General features: G+C 27.8%; 15 protein-coding genes. 5 read left to right on the forward strand and 10 right to left on the reverse strand.

What is annotated here, in order from left to right:
- Nucleotides 1-204: 204 nt before the first annotated feature.
- On the forward strand, nt 205-1,524 hold the full coding sequence (locus AC2GW8_RS14525) for a dihydrolipoamide acetyltransferase family protein (protein ID WP_440880597.1): 1,320 nt from the start codon (nt 205-207) through the stop codon (nt 1,522-1,524).
- Nucleotides 1,525-1,576: 52 nt separating this feature from the next.
- On the opposite strand, the gene AC2GW8_RS14530 is transcribed toward AC2GW8_RS14525, so the two are convergent.
- Both AC2GW8_RS14530 and AC2GW8_RS14535 read right to left on the reverse strand, forming a co-directional pair.
- The gene (locus AC2GW8_RS14530; protein WP_440880598.1) at nt 1,577-2,815 is read right to left on the reverse strand and encodes a glycoside hydrolase family 43 protein; all 1,239 of its coding nucleotides are present in this window, start codon (nt 2,813-2,815) and stop codon (nt 1,577-1,579) included.
- Between the two features lie 413 nt (nt 2,816-3,228).
- On the reverse strand, nt 3,229-3,858 hold the full coding sequence (locus AC2GW8_RS14535; protein ID WP_440880599.1) for a 7-carboxy-7-deazaguanine synthase QueE: 630 nt from the start codon (nt 3,856-3,858) through the stop codon (nt 3,229-3,231).
- A 359-nt stretch (nt 3,859-4,217) separates the two neighbouring features.
- On the opposite strand from AC2GW8_RS14535, the gene AC2GW8_RS14540 reads away from it, so the two are divergent.
- Nucleotides 4,218-5,729 (forward strand): helicase HerA-like domain-containing protein, encoded by a 1,512-nt coding sequence (locus tag AC2GW8_RS14540; RefSeq protein WP_440880600.1) that lies wholly within the window; start codon nt 4,218-4,220, stop codon nt 5,727-5,729.
- Nucleotides 5,730-5,775: 46 nt separating this feature from the next.
- Nucleotides 5,776-6,336 (forward strand): hypothetical protein, encoded by a 561-nt coding sequence (locus AC2GW8_RS14545; RefSeq protein ID WP_440880601.1) that lies wholly within the window; start codon nt 5,776-5,778, stop codon nt 6,334-6,336.
- Between the two features lie 251 nt (nt 6,337-6,587).
- Here the strand turns inward: AC2GW8_RS14545 and AC2GW8_RS14550 are convergent, their stop codons facing one another.
- Entirely contained in the window at nt 6,588-7,274 is a 687-nt protein-coding gene (locus tag AC2GW8_RS14550; protein WP_440880602.1) for a ZIP family metal transporter, read from the reverse strand.
- On the reverse strand, nt 7,271-8,002 hold the full coding sequence (locus AC2GW8_RS14555; RefSeq protein ID WP_440880603.1) for an SAM-dependent methyltransferase: 732 nt from the start codon (nt 8,000-8,002) through the stop codon (nt 7,271-7,273). The genes AC2GW8_RS14550 and AC2GW8_RS14555 overlap by 4 nt, the downstream gene beginning before the upstream one ends.
- Before the next feature lie 183 nt (nt 8,003-8,185).
- On the opposite strand from AC2GW8_RS14555, the gene AC2GW8_RS14560 reads away from it, so the two are divergent.
- Together AC2GW8_RS14560 and AC2GW8_RS14565 are read left to right on the forward strand one after the other, a co-directional pair.
- Nucleotides 8,186-9,334, forward strand: a complete 1,149-nt coding sequence (locus AC2GW8_RS14560; RefSeq protein ID WP_440880604.1) for a THUMP domain-containing class I SAM-dependent RNA methyltransferase — start codon at nt 8,186-8,188, stop codon at nt 9,332-9,334.
- A gap of 2,466 nt (nt 9,335-11,800) precedes the next feature.
- A complete protein-coding gene (locus AC2GW8_RS14565; protein ID WP_440880605.1) occupies nt 11,801-12,856 on the forward strand; it encodes a hypothetical protein in 1,056 nt (351 codons plus the stop codon).
- An 879-nt stretch (nt 12,857-13,735) separates the two neighbouring features.
- Here the strand turns inward: AC2GW8_RS14565 and AC2GW8_RS14570 are convergent.
- From AC2GW8_RS14570 to AC2GW8_RS14595, 6 genes are read right to left on the reverse strand one after another with little or no spacing between them, the layout of a single operon-like run.
- Complete coding sequence (locus AC2GW8_RS14570) at nt 13,736-14,173, reverse strand: lipocalin-like domain-containing protein (protein WP_440880606.1); 438 nt, start codon at nt 14,171-14,173, stop codon at nt 13,736-13,738.
- A gap of 34 nt (nt 14,174-14,207) precedes the next feature.
- The gene (locus AC2GW8_RS14575; RefSeq protein WP_440880607.1) at nt 14,208-14,447 is read right to left on the reverse strand and encodes a helix-turn-helix domain-containing protein; all 240 of its coding nucleotides are present in this window, start codon (nt 14,445-14,447) and stop codon (nt 14,208-14,210) included.
- Nucleotides 14,448-14,450: 3 nt separating this feature from the next.
- Nucleotides 14,451-14,612: a hypothetical protein gene (locus tag AC2GW8_RS14580; RefSeq protein WP_440880608.1), complete on the reverse strand. Its 162-nt coding sequence runs from the start codon at nt 14,610-14,612 to the stop codon at nt 14,451-14,453.
- Between the two features lie 14 nt (nt 14,613-14,626).
- Nucleotides 14,627-16,225, reverse strand: coding sequence for a P-loop NTPase fold protein (locus AC2GW8_RS14585; protein WP_440880609.1), 1,599 nt, complete (start codon nt 16,223-16,225; stop codon nt 14,627-14,629).
- Between the two features lie 54 nt (nt 16,226-16,279).
- Nucleotides 16,280-16,837 (reverse strand): DUF1281 family ferredoxin-like fold protein, encoded by a 558-nt coding sequence (locus AC2GW8_RS14590; RefSeq protein ID WP_440880610.1) that lies wholly within the window; start codon nt 16,835-16,837, stop codon nt 16,280-16,282.
- A 9-nt stretch (nt 16,838-16,846) separates the two neighbouring features.
- Nucleotides 16,847-17,119, reverse strand: coding sequence for a hypothetical protein (locus AC2GW8_RS14595; protein WP_440880611.1), 273 nt, complete (start codon nt 17,117-17,119; stop codon nt 16,847-16,849).
- Between the last annotated feature and the right edge of the window lies 1 nt (nt 17,120).

A 17,120-nucleotide genomic window follows, 5' to 3' on the forward strand; every position in this document is an offset into this window, starting at 1 on the left:
ACTTGTTTTTTTTAGATAATTCGCAATATGAATTACGTAAAAAAAATATCGTTTTATATGATTATATTTTGTTTTAATATGTGATTAAGTGTTTTTTTTATGAATAATATAAAAAAAATAAAATATTATTGTAAATCTTTTGTGTCAAAATCATAGAAAAATCATTAGTTTTTACTAAATTCGCAAGCATCAAAATAATTGAATATGGCTAGATACGAACTCAAATTACCAAAAATGGGTGAAAGTGTTGCAGAAGCAACAATTACTTCTTGGTTGAAAGAAGTTGGAGATACGATTGAATTAGATGATACCATTGTAGAAGTTGCAACTGATAAAGTAGATAGTGAAGTGCCTAGTGAAGTTGAGGGAAAACTTGTAGAGATTTTATTTGAGAAAGATACGGTTGTTCAGGTTGGACAAACAATTGCAGTTATTGAAATAGATGGAGAAGATAACGAGGTAATCACTGAAAAAGAAGAAACCAACGATGAAGTGTCTTCACCAGCTGCTTTGGAGATAGAAAAAACAATTCAAAATGTTAAGAAAGTAAAAGATATTACAACCGAAACAACTTCAGGAGATCGTTTTTATTCCCCCTTAGTAAAAAGTATTGCCCAGGCAGAAAAAATTTCTTTGGGAGAGCTTAATGATATTCAAGGTTCAGGAAAAGGAGGGAGAGTGACAAAGACTGATATTTTGAACTTTATAGAGAATAAAAAAAATAATAGTTCCAAAAAAGCTTTCAAGCAGGAGGCTACCAGACCTTCTTCCTTAGAAGAAAATAAACAAGCTTCGACACCGATAACCCTTGGAGGGCAAGATCAAATTATTGAAATGAGTCGTATGGGTAAGCTCGTTTCAAAGCATATGATTAATTCAATTCAGACCTCTGCTCATGTTCAGTCATTTATAGAAATTGATGTTACAAATATTGTAAATTGGAGAAATAAAGTAAAGACAGCTTATCAGAAAAGAGAGGGTGAAAAGTTAACTTTTACACCAATTTTTATGCAAGCCGTTGCACAAACTATCAAGAAGCATCCTTTAATTAATATTTCTGTTGATGGTGATAAAATAATACAGAGAGGGAATGTTAATTTAGGTATGGCTGCAGCGCTTCCAGATGGAAATTTAATTGTTCCTGTGATTAAGAATGCAGATCAATTGAGTTTAGTAGGCATGACAAAGCAAGTCAATGATCTAGCTTCTAGATCAAGAGAAAATAAATTAAAGCCAGACGAAATACAGGGAGGAACATATACCGTTACAAATGTAGGTAGTTTTGGTTCAATAATGGGAACGCCAATTATTAATCAACCACAAGTAGCGATACTTGCATTGGGAGCTATTAGAAAAATGCCATCAGTAATTGAAACACCTGAAGGTGATTTCATAGGGATCAGACATAAGATGATAGTCTCTCATTCATATGATCATAGAGTTGTTAATGGGGCTCTTGGAGGAATGTTTATAAAGACATTAAAAGAAATATTAGAGTCTTGGAATGTTAATCAAGATTATTAAAAATAAAAAAGTCGTGTTTAACACGACTTTTTTATTTTAACACTTTATTTATTTACATTTTAGATGGATTTAATGCGTTTGGGGATATTTTAAGAATACCATTTGCATCGAATTTTATCTTATCCACAACAATATATCTTGTGTCGTTTTCGTTAGTGAATGTCCATTTTGGTGTAGATTTTTGATGATAAAATAAATATTCATTTCCATCATATCCTTTGAGATACGACGCATGACCGGGGCCCATAACATCTGTATGGATTTGAGATAAAAAAGGATTCTTTTCATATTTTTTAAAGGGACCAAGAGGAGAGTTTGATGTGGCATAACCTGTTGCATAACCGTTATTGAAATAAAAATCTCCTGAATAAATTAGGTAATATAAATCAAATTCTTCTTTATAAACAACTGTCGGGGCTTCTGTAATACCAAAAGGAATAATTAAAGGTCCATTTTCCCATTTTTTATCAGCTCTCATTATAAAAAATTCTTTTGAGTCAACTTTTAATGGATTCTTCATTTTTCTGACTACCATGTCATTAGTAGCATAAGGACCATTATCATAATTTGTATAGTATAAGTATAAATTTTGGTCTTTAGGGTCTCGAAATAAATGAGCATCAATACCAGAAGCAATCACACCGTGGTCTATAAATGGCCCAAAGGGAGTTGAGGATTTGGCAACACCGACTTTAAAGTTGACAGAATAATACAAATAAAACATGCCATCTGTGTGTTTGTATACATCAGGAGCCCATACATTGGGTTTATCAGAACTAAAAGCAACACCTTTATCGACCCAATCATAAAGGTTGTCTGATTCATAAACACGATACTCTCGCCCATTAGAAGTTGGATAGAGATAGTACTTGCCATTATGCTTAATAACACATGGGTCTGCTAGTCCTTTTTTACTAATTATAGGGTTGTGCGAATTGTAGTCAAATGCATAGCGATCTGAATGAAGTCTACCAAAAAAGTCGCCGAAAAAGTCAGAAAATAATCTAAATAAAAAATTATCGGTTAAGTTATCAAGTGTTAAAATACTTGTTTTTTGAGAAGAATTATTGTAGGTGTCGATGTAGGTTTTTAGATCTTTAAATAGCTTTTTTCTATCAGAAGCAGTATAGTTTTTAAGTTCATTTTCTAAGATTTTCTGAAAAGCTTTTGACTCAAAATTATCGACTTCATTAGATGTATTATTTTCAAATTGTTCTTTTGAGCAACTAAAATGAATTAAGAAGCAGCATGTAAAGATAAGAGCATAAAATCTCTTTGTAAATATTGTCATTTTATTTTTATATTTTGTTTTTTATAAAAATATGTTAAAAAAACAAACTACCTGATTTTAAGTGTTTTAGTTTTTGTAATAAATGCAATTTTAAGATTTCATTCTTCTTTAACTAAGTAGATAATCTAATTGTTTTTAAAGAAAAGTTGTTTTCTAGGTGCGTTTATAATAGATAAAGGTAAAGTGAATCTGACTGTTTAGGCTACTTATTTATTCAAGTATCCTTATATTTGAGAGTCATTTTATTTTTTATGTAACTATTTATACACGTTTCTAAGAAATTACCTCAAGGAAAGCCATTGTTTTTATTTAGAAAATGTGACAAATTCTAAATAAAAAAATAAGCTTTTTAAGTAGAATGGAGTTTCACAGTTTTGTAAGTTATGTTTTATATTAGCAAATATTGTTGTCAATTAAGGAATATTTAAATACTTATGAGTCTGTAATGATATTCTCCACTTAGGATTTTTCATAACATAATCAATTATCAAAGGAGTCATTTTTTCTTTCTTACTCCACTCTGGTTGTAAAAATAATTGACATTTTGTATTAACCTTTTTTGACTGCTCTTCTGCAAATAAAAAATCACTTTTATTATGAATGATCATTTTTAGTTCATTTGCTTCATTGTAACTTTTTTCTAATGGGAGTTTCGTTTTTTTTGGAGACAAGCAAAACCAATCCCAATTACCAGAAAATGAATAAGCGCCTGACGTTTCTATATGAGTCTTGATATGGTAACTTTTTAGTCTATTTGTCAAATAATCTAAATTCCACATTAATGGTTCCCCTCCAGTAACAACAACCGTTTTAGCATATTTTTTTGTGTTTTCAACAATAATATCAGCATGTGTTGGAGGGTGAATTGCGGCATTCCAACTTTCTTTTACATCACACCAATGACAACCAATATCGCAACCACCTATTCGAATAAAATATGCTGCAGTACCCGTATGAGCTCCTTCTCCTTGAATTGTATAAAACTCTTCCATTAATGGAAGCATTTCGCCTTTATTTACTAATTCTTTCGTCTTATTATCCATCTACTTTAAAATTTGATTTAGGTATCTTCCAATAAAATAAATCGGATGCAAAGGTAGTTCTTGTATGTTTATTTTAAGATAAATATTTATGGAAAATTCATTTTAATCTTGTTTAGACTAAAGAGAGTACTAAATTACTAATATGTTTTGTCAAAAATTATTAAAATCATTAACTGTTTTGTTAAAATAAAGATTAATACGAAATTGTGTTTGCTTATTATCTATTAGTTCAGATACACTTATAAAACATAATCTTGTAAAAGAGAATAGTTTGTATGGAGTTAATTTTATCAAGATTTTTAGAATCTTGTATTTGATTTGAAGCAATAAATAGTATTTTTATCAAAATTTAAACTACAATGAGTAATAAAAAGGCTTTTTTTAATCACATTGAGGAAGGATATGCTTGTAAAGGTGATTATTTAACTTTAGGTGCTGGTATGTTAGAAGAAGAAACAATAACAAAAGCATTTGTAAATATTCCTCTAAAAACAATAAATCGCCATGGTTTAATTGCTGGTGCTACTGGAACAGGTAAAACAAAAACATTACAGGTTTTAGCCGAAAATATGTCAGAAAAAGGAATTCCTGTATTACTTATGGATGTCAAAGGAGATCTCAGTGGTTTAGCTCAAAAAAGTTCAGGACATGTAAAAATAGATGAACGACATGAAAAAATAGGGATTTCATTTGATGCTAAAAAATTTCCTGTTGAAGTTTTGACAATTTCAGAGCAAGATGGAGTCAGGTTAAGAGCAACAGTGTCAGAATTTGGTCCAGTACTTCTTTCAAGAATATTAGACCTTACAGAAACTCAAGCAGGTATAGTAGCTATTATATTTAAATATTGCGATGATAATCAGTTGCCACTGCTAGATTTGAAAGATTTTAAAAAAATACTACAGTTTATAACAAATGAAGGAAAAGAGGATATACAAAAAGAGTATGGAAGAATATCTTCCTCTAGTACAGGAGCAATTTTAAGAAAAATAGTTGAAATAGAGCAGCAAGGAGGTGATTTGTTTTTTGGAGAGAGGTCTTTTGATGTTGAAGATTTAACACGTATTGACAATGATGGTAAAGGAATTATCTCAATTTTAAGACTGACTGATATCCAGGATAAGCCTAAGCTATTTTCCACTTTTATGTTGCAGTTACTAGCGGAGGTTTATGAAACTTTTCCAGAAAAGGGAGATAGTGGAAGCCCAGAGCTTGTTATATTTATTGATGAAGCACACTTGGTTTTTGATGAGGCATCAAAATCTTTATTAAGTCAGATTGAAAGTATTGTAAAACTTATAAGATCAAAAGGGATAGGATTGTATTTTGTAACACAAAACCCCAAAGACATACCTGAAGATGTTTTGGCTCAGTTGGGTATGAAAATTCAACATTCTTTAAGAGCTTTTACAGCCAAGGACAGGAAAGCTTTAAAGTTAGCTTCTGAGAATTATCCAGATTCTGAATACTACAAAACCGAAGAAGTTTTAACTCAATTGGGAATTGGAGAAGCTTTAGTTTCTGTATTAAACGAAAAAGGAATTCCAACACCTCTAGTAAGAACTATGCTAAGAGCTCCAATGAGTAGAATGGGTATTTTAACCGATAAAGAACTTAATGAACTTATAGGAAATTCACAATTAGCTAAAAAATACAATGATATTGTAGACAGAGAAAGTGCTTATGAAATGTTAAACAAGAAAATTGAAAGATTAAACAAAGAAGAAGAAAAAAATAAAGTAAATACAAAACCAGTAAGGAGAACATCCGCTTCTTCAAAGAGATCAACACCTATGAATCCCGTTGTAAAAGTACTTACAAGTGCTACTTTTATAAGGAGTGTGTTTGGGATATTAAAAAAAATAATTTAAGAACAATTTTAATAAAAAAAAAAACGTTATAAATAAAATTAATTACATGATAAAACTATTTAAAACACTAACAATTACAATTATAACTTTGACTTTTATTCACTGCAATAACAGCAGGTTTAATGTATCAAAGGGAAATGTGGGTAATTTAACTACAAAAACTAAAATAAATGAAATTGATGTTATTTTCGAAAACGATTCTATCGTAAAAATTTTAAGTGAAGGAGAAAAAGGAGAATATGATCTCAGTGAGGACGATAAGTATGAAATTTATGAAAAAGGAGGAAAACATTTACTTACTATAATTCCTAAAGATCAGCTAGATTTAAACTCAACAATTAAGAGTATCGAAATTTTTGATGAACGATTTCAAACTAAAACAGGTTTGAATATAAACTCTGATTTTCAAGAAATAAACGCGAACAATAACATAACTAAAGTAGAAACTTCTTTTTCCTCAGCTACGCTTTTTATTGATGATTTAAATGCTACTATTTCAATTGATAAATCTGACCTTGGATTAAAAGAGTTTAGTATGCAGAAAGTAAGCATTGATCAAATACCAGATTTAGCTAAAATTAAGTCTTTTACAATATGGTTTAACTAAAACTATGATAAAAAATTCTGGCTTATGTCTATTGTTGGTGTTAATTAAAATATTATTATAAACATAAGCCTTTGTTTTATTGAACATAAAGGTATACTAATTGAAAAATTATTGGTTCTTAATTATACTATTTTAAAAGTAAATTAATGATTAATTTGATTTAAGCTTAAAAATTGTTACATATTACTTTAAAGAATGTCTTTTTATTTTTCCTGACAAAGAAAATGAGTACTGTAATCTAAAAAAAATTACTAAAGGGTTAGTATAGTTAATAATATACCGAAAATTATAGCAGTAAATTTTTGAATGTTAAATTTATGATTTTCTGAACTTTCAAATAGAATTATTGTAGATATATGGAAGAAAATACCAATTGTAAAAGCGGTAATTTCAGAATGAAGTTTATGAATAAGTTTAGAGTGCTCAGATATTAGAATTCCAAGAGGACTCATTAGTGAAAAGAAAATTAAGAAAAATAAAATTGTTTTTTTGGAGTATTTTAATTTCAATAAAAATGTTGTTAATATAATAGCTATTGGTATTTTATGAATAAAAATAGCCCAAAGTAAATTGCTTTGATGACCACTATGTTCATGAATGGGCAACCCCTCTGTAAAGGCATGTATGCTTAAGCTTATAAATAATAGCTTAGGAAAATTTTTTTTATTTAGTGGTAAATGGATATGACCATGTTCAGCACCTTTTGAGAAAGATTCAAGTATTGATTGTAATAAAATTCCAAATAATATTAATATTCCAATTGTTTTAGGAGTATTTGAATCCAAATAGACTTCTGGAAGTAAATGTAAGACAGTAACAGAAAGTAAATAAGAACCACTAAAGGCTAAAAGTAAACTTATAAACTGTTTTGTTGGTTGAATAAATAAAACAATAAATGCTCCAACCAAAACCGATAAAATCAATAAAATAGAACTCATTCAGCTATAAGGATTAATCTATCCGAATTTAATTTTTCAAATTTGTTTAAAGAATAGTCGCCAAATATATGCTTAATTTTTAAACCAGCGGAATCAAAATAACGACGCATTTTATTAAGTGATAATAGCTTTACCTGTTCAGTATATGAGTATAGTTTGTTACTTGCTTTAAAATCAATGTGTTTTAATATGTAGTCATTTTTGATTTCTTTCTTTATTTTAAACTTAATCCCATCGATTGTTTTTTCCTCGTAAGGTATTAATGTCCTTTTAACTTTATCAACATTTAAAAAGTCTAGTACTAATTTACCTTTATTTTTTTTCAATGCTTTTTTAAAATTATTCAATACTAAAATATCTTCTCGATCATCTTTAAAGTACCCAAAACTTGTAAATAAATTAAAAATAACATTGTAGTCATTTTCCATAGGAGTTCTCATATCCCAAACCTCAAATTTTAATGTTTCATTTTCGAATTTTCTTGCGTACTCAATACTGTTTGGACTTAAGTCTCCCCCGTGAACATTAAAGCCAAGAGAATTTAGAAATAAAGAGTGTCTTCCTTTTCCACAAGGAATATCAGCAACCCAATCATTTTCTTTAATATTCAAAAACGAGGTTATGTTTTTAATGAAAAACTGAGCATCACTGTTATTTCTGTGCTTGTATAGTATGTGATAATATGGTGTATTGAACCATTCGGTAAACCAATCTTGTTTTGCTTCCATAGTAAAAAGTGTCGACAAAAATACGTAAAACTTGCAGTTTAACTATAAATCATTCGTTAAAAATCAATATATTCTTAGAATAAATGAAATAATGATTTTTTATAAATGTAAGAACTTAATTACCTATAATATTATTGATAGATTTTAAATTAATAGTACTTTTGTTTTGAATAAATAATGTACATGGAGAAAGATTTTAAAATGACAGCTATAACTATTGCTGGGTTAGAAGGGGTTTTAGCAGATGAGTTACGCAAATTGGGAGCAATGCAAGTTGCAGAAGGGGTTAGAAATGTTAGCTTCAGAGGAGATAAAGGGTTTATGTATAAAGCTAATATAGCATTGCGTACGGCTATAAGAATATTAAAACCAATAAAACGGAGTAAGATTTTTGATGAAGAAGATTTATATGAAGCAATACAAAGAATTAAATGGGAGCGTTATCTTGACGTAGAAGGAACATTTTCTATTGGAGCAGTTGTTAATTCAAAAAATTTCACTTCAAACTCTCATTATATTAGTTTAAAGTCAAAAGATGCTATTGCAGATTATTTTAATCATAAATTTAAGAAAAGGCCAAATGTAGATTTGAAATACCCAGATTTAAAAGTACATATTCATATCCATCAAGAGTGGCTAACAGTATCATTGGATTCTTCAGGAGAATCACTCCATAAAAGAGGTTATAGAAGTGCAACTAACATTGCTCCAATAAATGAGGTTTTAGCAGCTGGTTTAGTATTATTATCAGGATACAAAGGAGAAGAAAATTTTATTGACCCTATGTGTGGTTCTGGCACATTATTGATAGAAGCTACTATGATTGCTAATAATATACCAGCGAATATTAATAGAAAACATTTTGCCTTTGAGAATTGGAATGATTATGATGAAGATTTGTATTTTGTTATTCAAGATTCTCTTTTAAAAAAAATAAGAAGTTCTCATTTTAAAATCATGGGCTTTGATAAAGCTCCGTCAGCTGTAAAAAAAGCCAAACAAAATATTATAAATGCTAATTTAGATGAGTTTATAGGTGTACATCATGTAAATTTTTTTAATTCAAAAAAAGAGGTTTTTGGTAAAACAACAATACTTTTTAACCCTCCATATGGAGAACGATTGAATATCGAGGTAGAAGAGTTCTATAGAAAAATAGGAGATACTTTAAAACACAACTATACTAATTCAACTGCATGGTTAATAACCTCAGACATAAAAGCTTTAAAAAATGTAGGTCTTAGAACTTCGAAAAGAATACCTTTAAAAAACGGTGATTTGGACTGTAGATTTGTTAGGTACGAGCTTTATGAAGGAAGCAAAAAGAAATAATTAATAACTATTAAAATAATAATCACGAAAATTATTTCGGTTGTTAGGTAGCGCTTATTTAATTGAAGAGTATAATTTATATGTTTGCATCATAGTTACTTTTATTAAAAAAACGTTGAGTTTTGAGTTATATCCTATTTATTTATAAGAGGTGATTCAAGAACTCTAAATATCCCTTTTTAGAAGTATTACAGTAGTGTAAATATTTTTAAAAATTAAAATAATCAATTGTCTTAACGTATAATATTGTTTTTATTACATGGAATAATTAAAGTGTAATAAATACTGCGTATTAACGCTTTCTTAAGAAAGGTTTTTAATAAATAGTTAGAAAGTTTGATCAACACGCAGTTTAAAAACATATTTAATATAAAGTAAATAATTGAAATAAGAAAATGTTTTTTTTAAAATAAAATTACTTATTTAAGTTTGCTACTTGAGAATCTTTTCAATAAATCATTTTGTACATTATTTGAATACTCATATTAGAGGATAAAATTTTCATGTTTAAAAGTCAATTTTCATTAGTTGGTGTCGTAACTAGATAAACAGATCAGATTAAGTTGAATACGTTAAAATTTAAATAAAACAAAAAAACGAAAGAGTTTTAGTGCAATGCATATTTTATTATAGTCAATAATTATAGATATACTTTTATTTTTTAAAGAGAAAACGGAACTCTTCTTTTTCTAGCTAAATTTATTTTCATTGAAAATTGATTAAAAGATTCTTATCATTTTTAGAAGCTATTTCGAGATTACAAATATTCAAAAAAAGTTTAATTTGCCCTTTTGACAAATTTTTATACTTATTTTCGTGTTAATAAAAGCTTAAAAAAGTACGACATATGTACAACATCTATGTTTCATTATTTTTATTTTTTTATTTTTTAAAATATTTGAATATGAGTGTTTTATGTGGTTCAGACTGTTGCTTATAATAGTTGTAACATTTATTCAATGATTAAATTTGAGATTAACACACTTTAATAGGCTATATAAATATACTACACATGGTCAATTTTTCTTTTTTAAGTAATAATTTTGTAGAGTGGTTAAATTATTATAGTCAAGATCTATTATTTACCTTTTTCATAGGAAAAGAAATATTTTAAATTCCTTGAACAAAAGTTGTTTTTTTAACTCTCAAAAAAGAACCTGCTCAAAGAACTCGAGCAGGTTAAAATAAAATAAAAAATAAATATCTTAGATTGTTTCTAAGAGAATACAAATTAACAACTTATTATTAAATATACAAATAAGTAGTATCACTATTTTTAGTACAGTGATTACCATTAGTGTTTATGGGGGTTTTTGATAGGTTTTGGCTAATAATTTTGATTTTTTTTTCATTATTAGTGATATAAAACTCCTTATAGATTTCTAAAAAGGACTGTTTTAGAGTTTGAAAAATCTACAAAACACTGTTTACATCTTATTTGCGATCATAAAATTATATTGCTTATAATTTTATGCTAAGAATTTATTTGGTGAAAATGTTGCAAAATAATTATGCTCATTAGTACTATGTTTGCAGTCTTTTGAATATTTAAAATTAATAGTATCCAAAGTATCATATATAAGAAAAACAATAAGTTATATAATGAACTAATATGAGAGGTAATTGTAAGTTTGTGCGTGGTAATAACAACTAAAAGCTTTTTATGACTTAAATATTTTTATAAAGTTTAAACATAAATAAAAGTAACAGCCATCATTAATCATAATAAAGTTTAGAATAATTAATTTGACGGCTATTAAAAAATTAAATGTTCAAGATTTTGTGTTATAGTTTAGCTTATAACATCTTACAGTTGTAAAAGTATTTTATTTTTTTAAATTGAAATTAGGTGTAGTATTTTTGAAGTATTTGTATTTAATAATAAAAGCTATCAGAATTACATATTGAGTGTCATTTTATTCTGATAGCATAAGACAAATAGCTTTAATTATTCAAAATGAATAATTAATTTAATCACACTTTAAATTTAATACTTAATTGTCAATTAGCTATTAACAAATGTTAATGAACTTTTTTTATCTATAATTTAAAAATATTTTTTCAAAGTATTAATCGGCTGAATAGTTATCTTCCTTTTAGAAAAATTGCCAAATCTTGTTGAGAGCTCTAGTTTGCATCGATTAATCAGCCCTATGGTTACCCCAAATTATCTCTAAATTGTTTGGTCTTACTCCCAGATTTTAATAGTCCTTCTATAATTACCTTTAATTGTTATCATATTTTTTACTATAATCTATTATATAAATACTTTATGGGCTCTAAAAAAATCGCCACAACAAAGGTAGACACTCCTTTGTTTTTGTGTAAGATTAGTTGATAAATAAAAATAAACTCCTATAAAACATACAAGTATCGAATTTATTTGGTATAATTTTTGTATTTTTTTAAAAAAAACAGCTATTGTTAGTGTGTATGTAATTGCTATTGTTTTTTAAATTTAAAATTATGAATAAAAAAATATTTACAATTATTGCTATTTGGTTTATGGGTTTTAAGCTTAATTCTCAAAGTTTATCTATAAATTTTAATTATCAAGACGGTACTATAAATACAATTTATAAAAGCATAGACAAATATGTTTTTAAATTAAGCGAAAAGGGTGAATTAATCAGTATTTATGCTTTTAATTCACAAACCCAGGCCACTCGATTTTTAAATAGACCTGATTTTAATAGCATCCCCACTCATCATTTTGTTTTATCTAGAATAGGTTTTTATGTAAGTAATTTTAGCTCCATAGATTATATAGACTCTTATAATTCTGAAAATCGAGGTAAAATAAAGCAAATTAATGATATAACTTTTGATTATTATTCTTCTCATACAACAAGTCCTGGCAATGTAAATAGACTTTCAAGGATTCGAAATATAGCCATTAGATATGATAATATGGGTAGAGTGACTCGATTAGGAACCTTTAATATAAGATATTTTTCTTCATACTATTCAAATACGGGAAAAATTAGATCACTGGGTTCAGTTAATGTAGATTATTTTTCTTCATATAATTCTGTAAATGTTGGAAAGGTTCAACGTATTGGTCAAGTAAGAATTAATTTCTTCAATCGTTCTAACGGTTCTGCTAAGCAAGGTAAATTTAAAAGTATAATAGGTAATGACGATAGATTTGTTTTTGTTAATTCTATAAATAACCTAAACAATAATCAGGAACCATCTCCTATTAATAGTCCTACAGAATTTCAAAATAATTCTTTAAATAACAGACAAACAAGACCTAATGCAAATGAATTGTTAGAGGGTTTAAATAGTGAAGAATTTTTACAAAAGTCTAAGGAAGATTTTAAAAACTTTTCAGATACTTTTATACAAAACTCCATTAATCAGCAAAGAAGTGCTGAAGAAGATTTAGAAAGATCTATGAATAAATACAGTAAAGAGGAGTTATTATTTCTGTATGAGTTGAGAAAAAAAAGAAGAGAAGAAAGAAAAAAAAGAAGGGCAGAAAGAAAAAAAAGAAGAGAGGAGAAATTAAATAAATAAACGATATACTCTATATACTTAAGTTGAGTTTATTGTTAAAAAAAGCATGTTTTTTGCGGTAACTGTATTTATTAATTTATGATAAATGTGGCATTTTATCTATAACAAATTGTTTTTTTGCTTTTCAAACGTAAACTTATTTTGCAACTTTTTCAATTCTACATATTTGTGTAGTTGTTATATTCAAAATTACAAAATCAATATACTACTTAATTTTTAAGTAAGGACTAAATAGGTGTAATTTGTTAAAAATTTGACTCGTATTGTTCTTTGTTTTTTAAAAAAGTTTAAATATCATATGTAAATAAAACATGCTTATAGCTTGTTTTCCTATAAGTTCTTTCATGTTTAGGTAATATGAAATCATTAGAAGCTATAAAAAAAACCTAATGAACAAAGTTGCAAAGCGGCTTATAAAGCGAACAAAATAAGGCAAGGGATTACCTGTTGAAAATGTGGTATTACAGCTCACTATTGGAAGTGATACCGAGAGCAAATAGAATGTAAAAAGTGTAAACACCGTACTAAATTAAAAATCGGTACAGTGATGTAAAGTAGTAAGTAACCTTTTCAATATTGGTCTATAGCTATGCATTTTATTATGAGTACAAAGAAATCATTCTCAGAAATAGAGATTTAACATCAATTAGGATATAAAAATTCACGAGCCTATTTGATATATGGTTCACAAACTACGAAGTGCTATGAAGCTTAGATACGATTAGTATCAGCTTGAAAAACGAGATAGAACTTGGTGAGGGCTTTTTTGAAACTGTTTCGATAATAAATTAGTTTGTTTTTTATTAATGTTTTATTTCTAGGGGGTTATGTTTGTTTATTCTCAGTTTTTTGACGACCATTTGAAGACAGTGAAAGAGCTTAAAAAGCTCTTTTCCAAACGTCTTTGATTCCTGGGAACTCTCCAGATACTTCGTTCACCTCGTCCACTATCTCTGTAAATTCAAAAGTATTTTCATCAGGAAAGTTAATCCATGCTTGTTTTTGATAATCTCCGTCGTAAATAATCATTCTATCATCGGTTAAATCAAATCTGGTCGTCTTGGTGCCATTTTCTTTGCACTCCCCATTTATAATTTCGAAATTAATGTAGTCATATGTGCCCGTCGGTTTAATAATAAGAGTTCCTTTTTTCGAACACTCATCAATATCTAATGATTTTCCGTTCTCATCAAGTCTTTTGGTGAGTTTCCATGAGCCATAAATAAGCTCTTTATTTTTATTAGTTGATTTTTCGCTTTCACTACTGCATGATAAAGTTAAGGCTATTAATCCAACTAATGCTATCAATTTTTTCATTGTCTTTTACTTTTTTGGTTTTAATAATTTTTGTTTAATGTTCGATAAAATCTATAGAGCAATTTAAGCGATCTAAAATAAGACTTAATGTTTTAAGATTTGGCTCTCTTTTTCCATTTTCTATATCGTTTAAATAACTATTTTGAGACTCACTTCCATAAATAAGAATAGAAAATTTTCGAATTGAAAGTCCTTTCGCAATTCTTTTTTCTTTTAAGAATTGCGAAAATTTAGCTCCTATTTCACTAGTTGTTTTTTCGTTTTTTTGTTCCATTGCTTATTCGATTGTTAATGCTTTTATTTCTACTGTATTTATTTTCGAATCGTCTGTATAAAACAATTTTCCAATCGAAAATTGTTTTCTTATTTCAGGGGTTGTACCCGTAACTCGGTGTTTGTGTATACAACCATCAGAATAAAATATTGTCGCTGTTCTCATTTTTGATTTGTAAATTATTCTATTTCTTTATCTAATGTGATGTACTTTTCAAATGCATTTTTTACTAGTTGAGTAAAAGGAAGGTTAATTGAAATTGTGTCATTTTTTCCGTACCAATCTATTTCATGTTTATTATAGTTAATTTTATGTATTGTTGCAGTTCTGACACGGTTCTGTCTTGAAAATTCTTGTATGTAATCAATTTGTAGTTTTAAATCAGTATCAGTGAAATTGACATGTTTTTTATCTGAAAAACCTTTTTGTTTATGTTCTAGAAAAGGAATTATATATGATAAAATATAAAAATGAGTAAAACTAATTCTTTTTAAAGGTTTTTTTTGAATCAATTTATCAAGTGCTATTTTAACATTGTTAATTGATCCAAAAAATAATGTTAAAAGTTCAAAGATTGATAAAAGAGGAAATAATCTATTTGACATTGTTTTTAAATCACTTGAATAATAGAAATTAAAATATTCAAAAGAATATTTTTTTCCATATAATTTCAACAAGTTACGCATACTAAGGAGGTCAGAATTTATAAATTCAAAAAGTAGCTCTCTCAAAAGGTAAGTGCCTATGTTATTTTCATCTTTTAGATTTAAAACACTATCTGAGATACCAATTGTTTCGAGTGAATTTAAAACATAGTTTACAGTTTCATAAGTAATTTTTGTATTATTTAAATAAAAAATTTCTCTACTATAAAACTTGTCAATATAACCAGTAAAGTCAACATTAGCTCCATACTTAGTATGGAAGATGTTTCTAATGTTTTCTACATCACAAACTAGAATTATTTTATCAACTCCAAACTTATTGCCGTTTTCACCTTCTAAATCAAAGTGACAAGCAAATACATTTAAAATCCTAAAAATATGTTCAGGATCCAGTCTGTCTAAATCGTCAATAACTAAAACAACTTCTTTTTCATCTTCTGTTTCTTTATTTTTAAGCTTTTCAATTAAGATAGATATTAATTGAGTTATTCTATTTTCTTCATAGATAGAACCAATTTTTTCTGTGAATTCTTTTGAAAAATCAGTTAATTCTTTTTTCTCATCAATATTGACTTCTTTATTGTGTTTTTTGATGTTATCGTTTATCTCCTTTATGCTCTCATAAATGCCACTAATGGTTTTTCCTATTTTTACCGCATTCTTTGCGAGGATTGAAGCAGTATCTAAAAAGTTATCTTTTAAATAGTGTTCAGATGATAGTAATAAAGAAAAGTCCGTTTTTTCGAAGTCAATTTTTTTAGAAAGAAGATTAAATGCTAAATCGTTTTTAATATACTCTATTACGTCGTCATTTTTTGAAATGGAATAGTTTACTGGCGATAATTTTAATGCTACATACTTATCTTTATTTTCTTTAAAAAACTCTTTTATAAAGTGAGTTTTTCCTATCCCGAAAACGCCAGATAAAATAGTTTTGTCGTTGAAAGGAATGTTTAAGTGATCATAAAACCTTGAGTTCTCATTAGAGTTTTTAATTGGTTCTATTCCTGTTTTTATTTCTTTTTTTATTTCTTTTTTTGTTTCTATTTCTGGATTCATTTCTCTTTTTTGTTGATTATCAATTCTTTTTTTTAAAATTAAAATGGGAAGCAATATAGTTAAATTAATGAGTGGGGGGGAAGTCAATTTTCTAGCCTTTAACTATGTTTAAGCTCGTGTTTTTATTTCCGCTTGATAGTTTTCTAGAAACTTCTTTTTGTCGTCTTCTTTCAAGTACTGGAAGAATGCTGTGCCTTCTGGTTCATAGCTAGTTTCAATCACGTCTGGAAGTTCATCTTCGAAGACTTTCATTATGAATAAATGATAATCTCTTATAGAATGGTATTCCCAATATTTAAAACAATTATCATTACATTCTCCGTTTGATATTTCAGCCCATCCTCCAAAATCGCAGCCGCCTTCTTCATAGTCATATTCAATATGTAGTTTTGGGAATTCTTTACTTAAGGTTGTGAAAAGTGGTAGAGCTGGACTCCATGCACTGTCTCCAGTTATTGTTAAAGTTTCTTCGTCTGTTTTGTCTAAATCAATACAAAACCAACGTGTTCCAAGTTCTGTGTAATAATCCTTTATTTCGTCTTTTTGTAATAGTTTAGTGAAGCAAACAAAGTCATTATCTAAACTTTTTTCTATTCTTTCGTGTAGGGTATTTATGTCTTCTTTGTTTCCTTGAATTGCTATATAGTTGCTGCAGTAATTTGCCATGATGTTTATTTATTTTTTGTCAAGTCCTAATTCTTCGGCATGAAAATCGATAGCAAACCGGATTTGATCAATTGTTGCTTCATTGCAAAGGGCTTCTTCTAGTACTTCCATTGCTTCCTCCTCTGTACATTCATATTTGTTTTGTACATCTTTAATTTGCCATAGATTTAAGGTTTGAGATTCAGGGCAGATTTCTGGCATACTTTCCTTGCTATTTATTAACAACCCTTTTAAGTTATCTATCTCTTTTGGGTTTCCCCTTAGTATTATTTTTTTACGCATT

The organism is Tenacibaculum profundi (assembly GCF_057162725.1).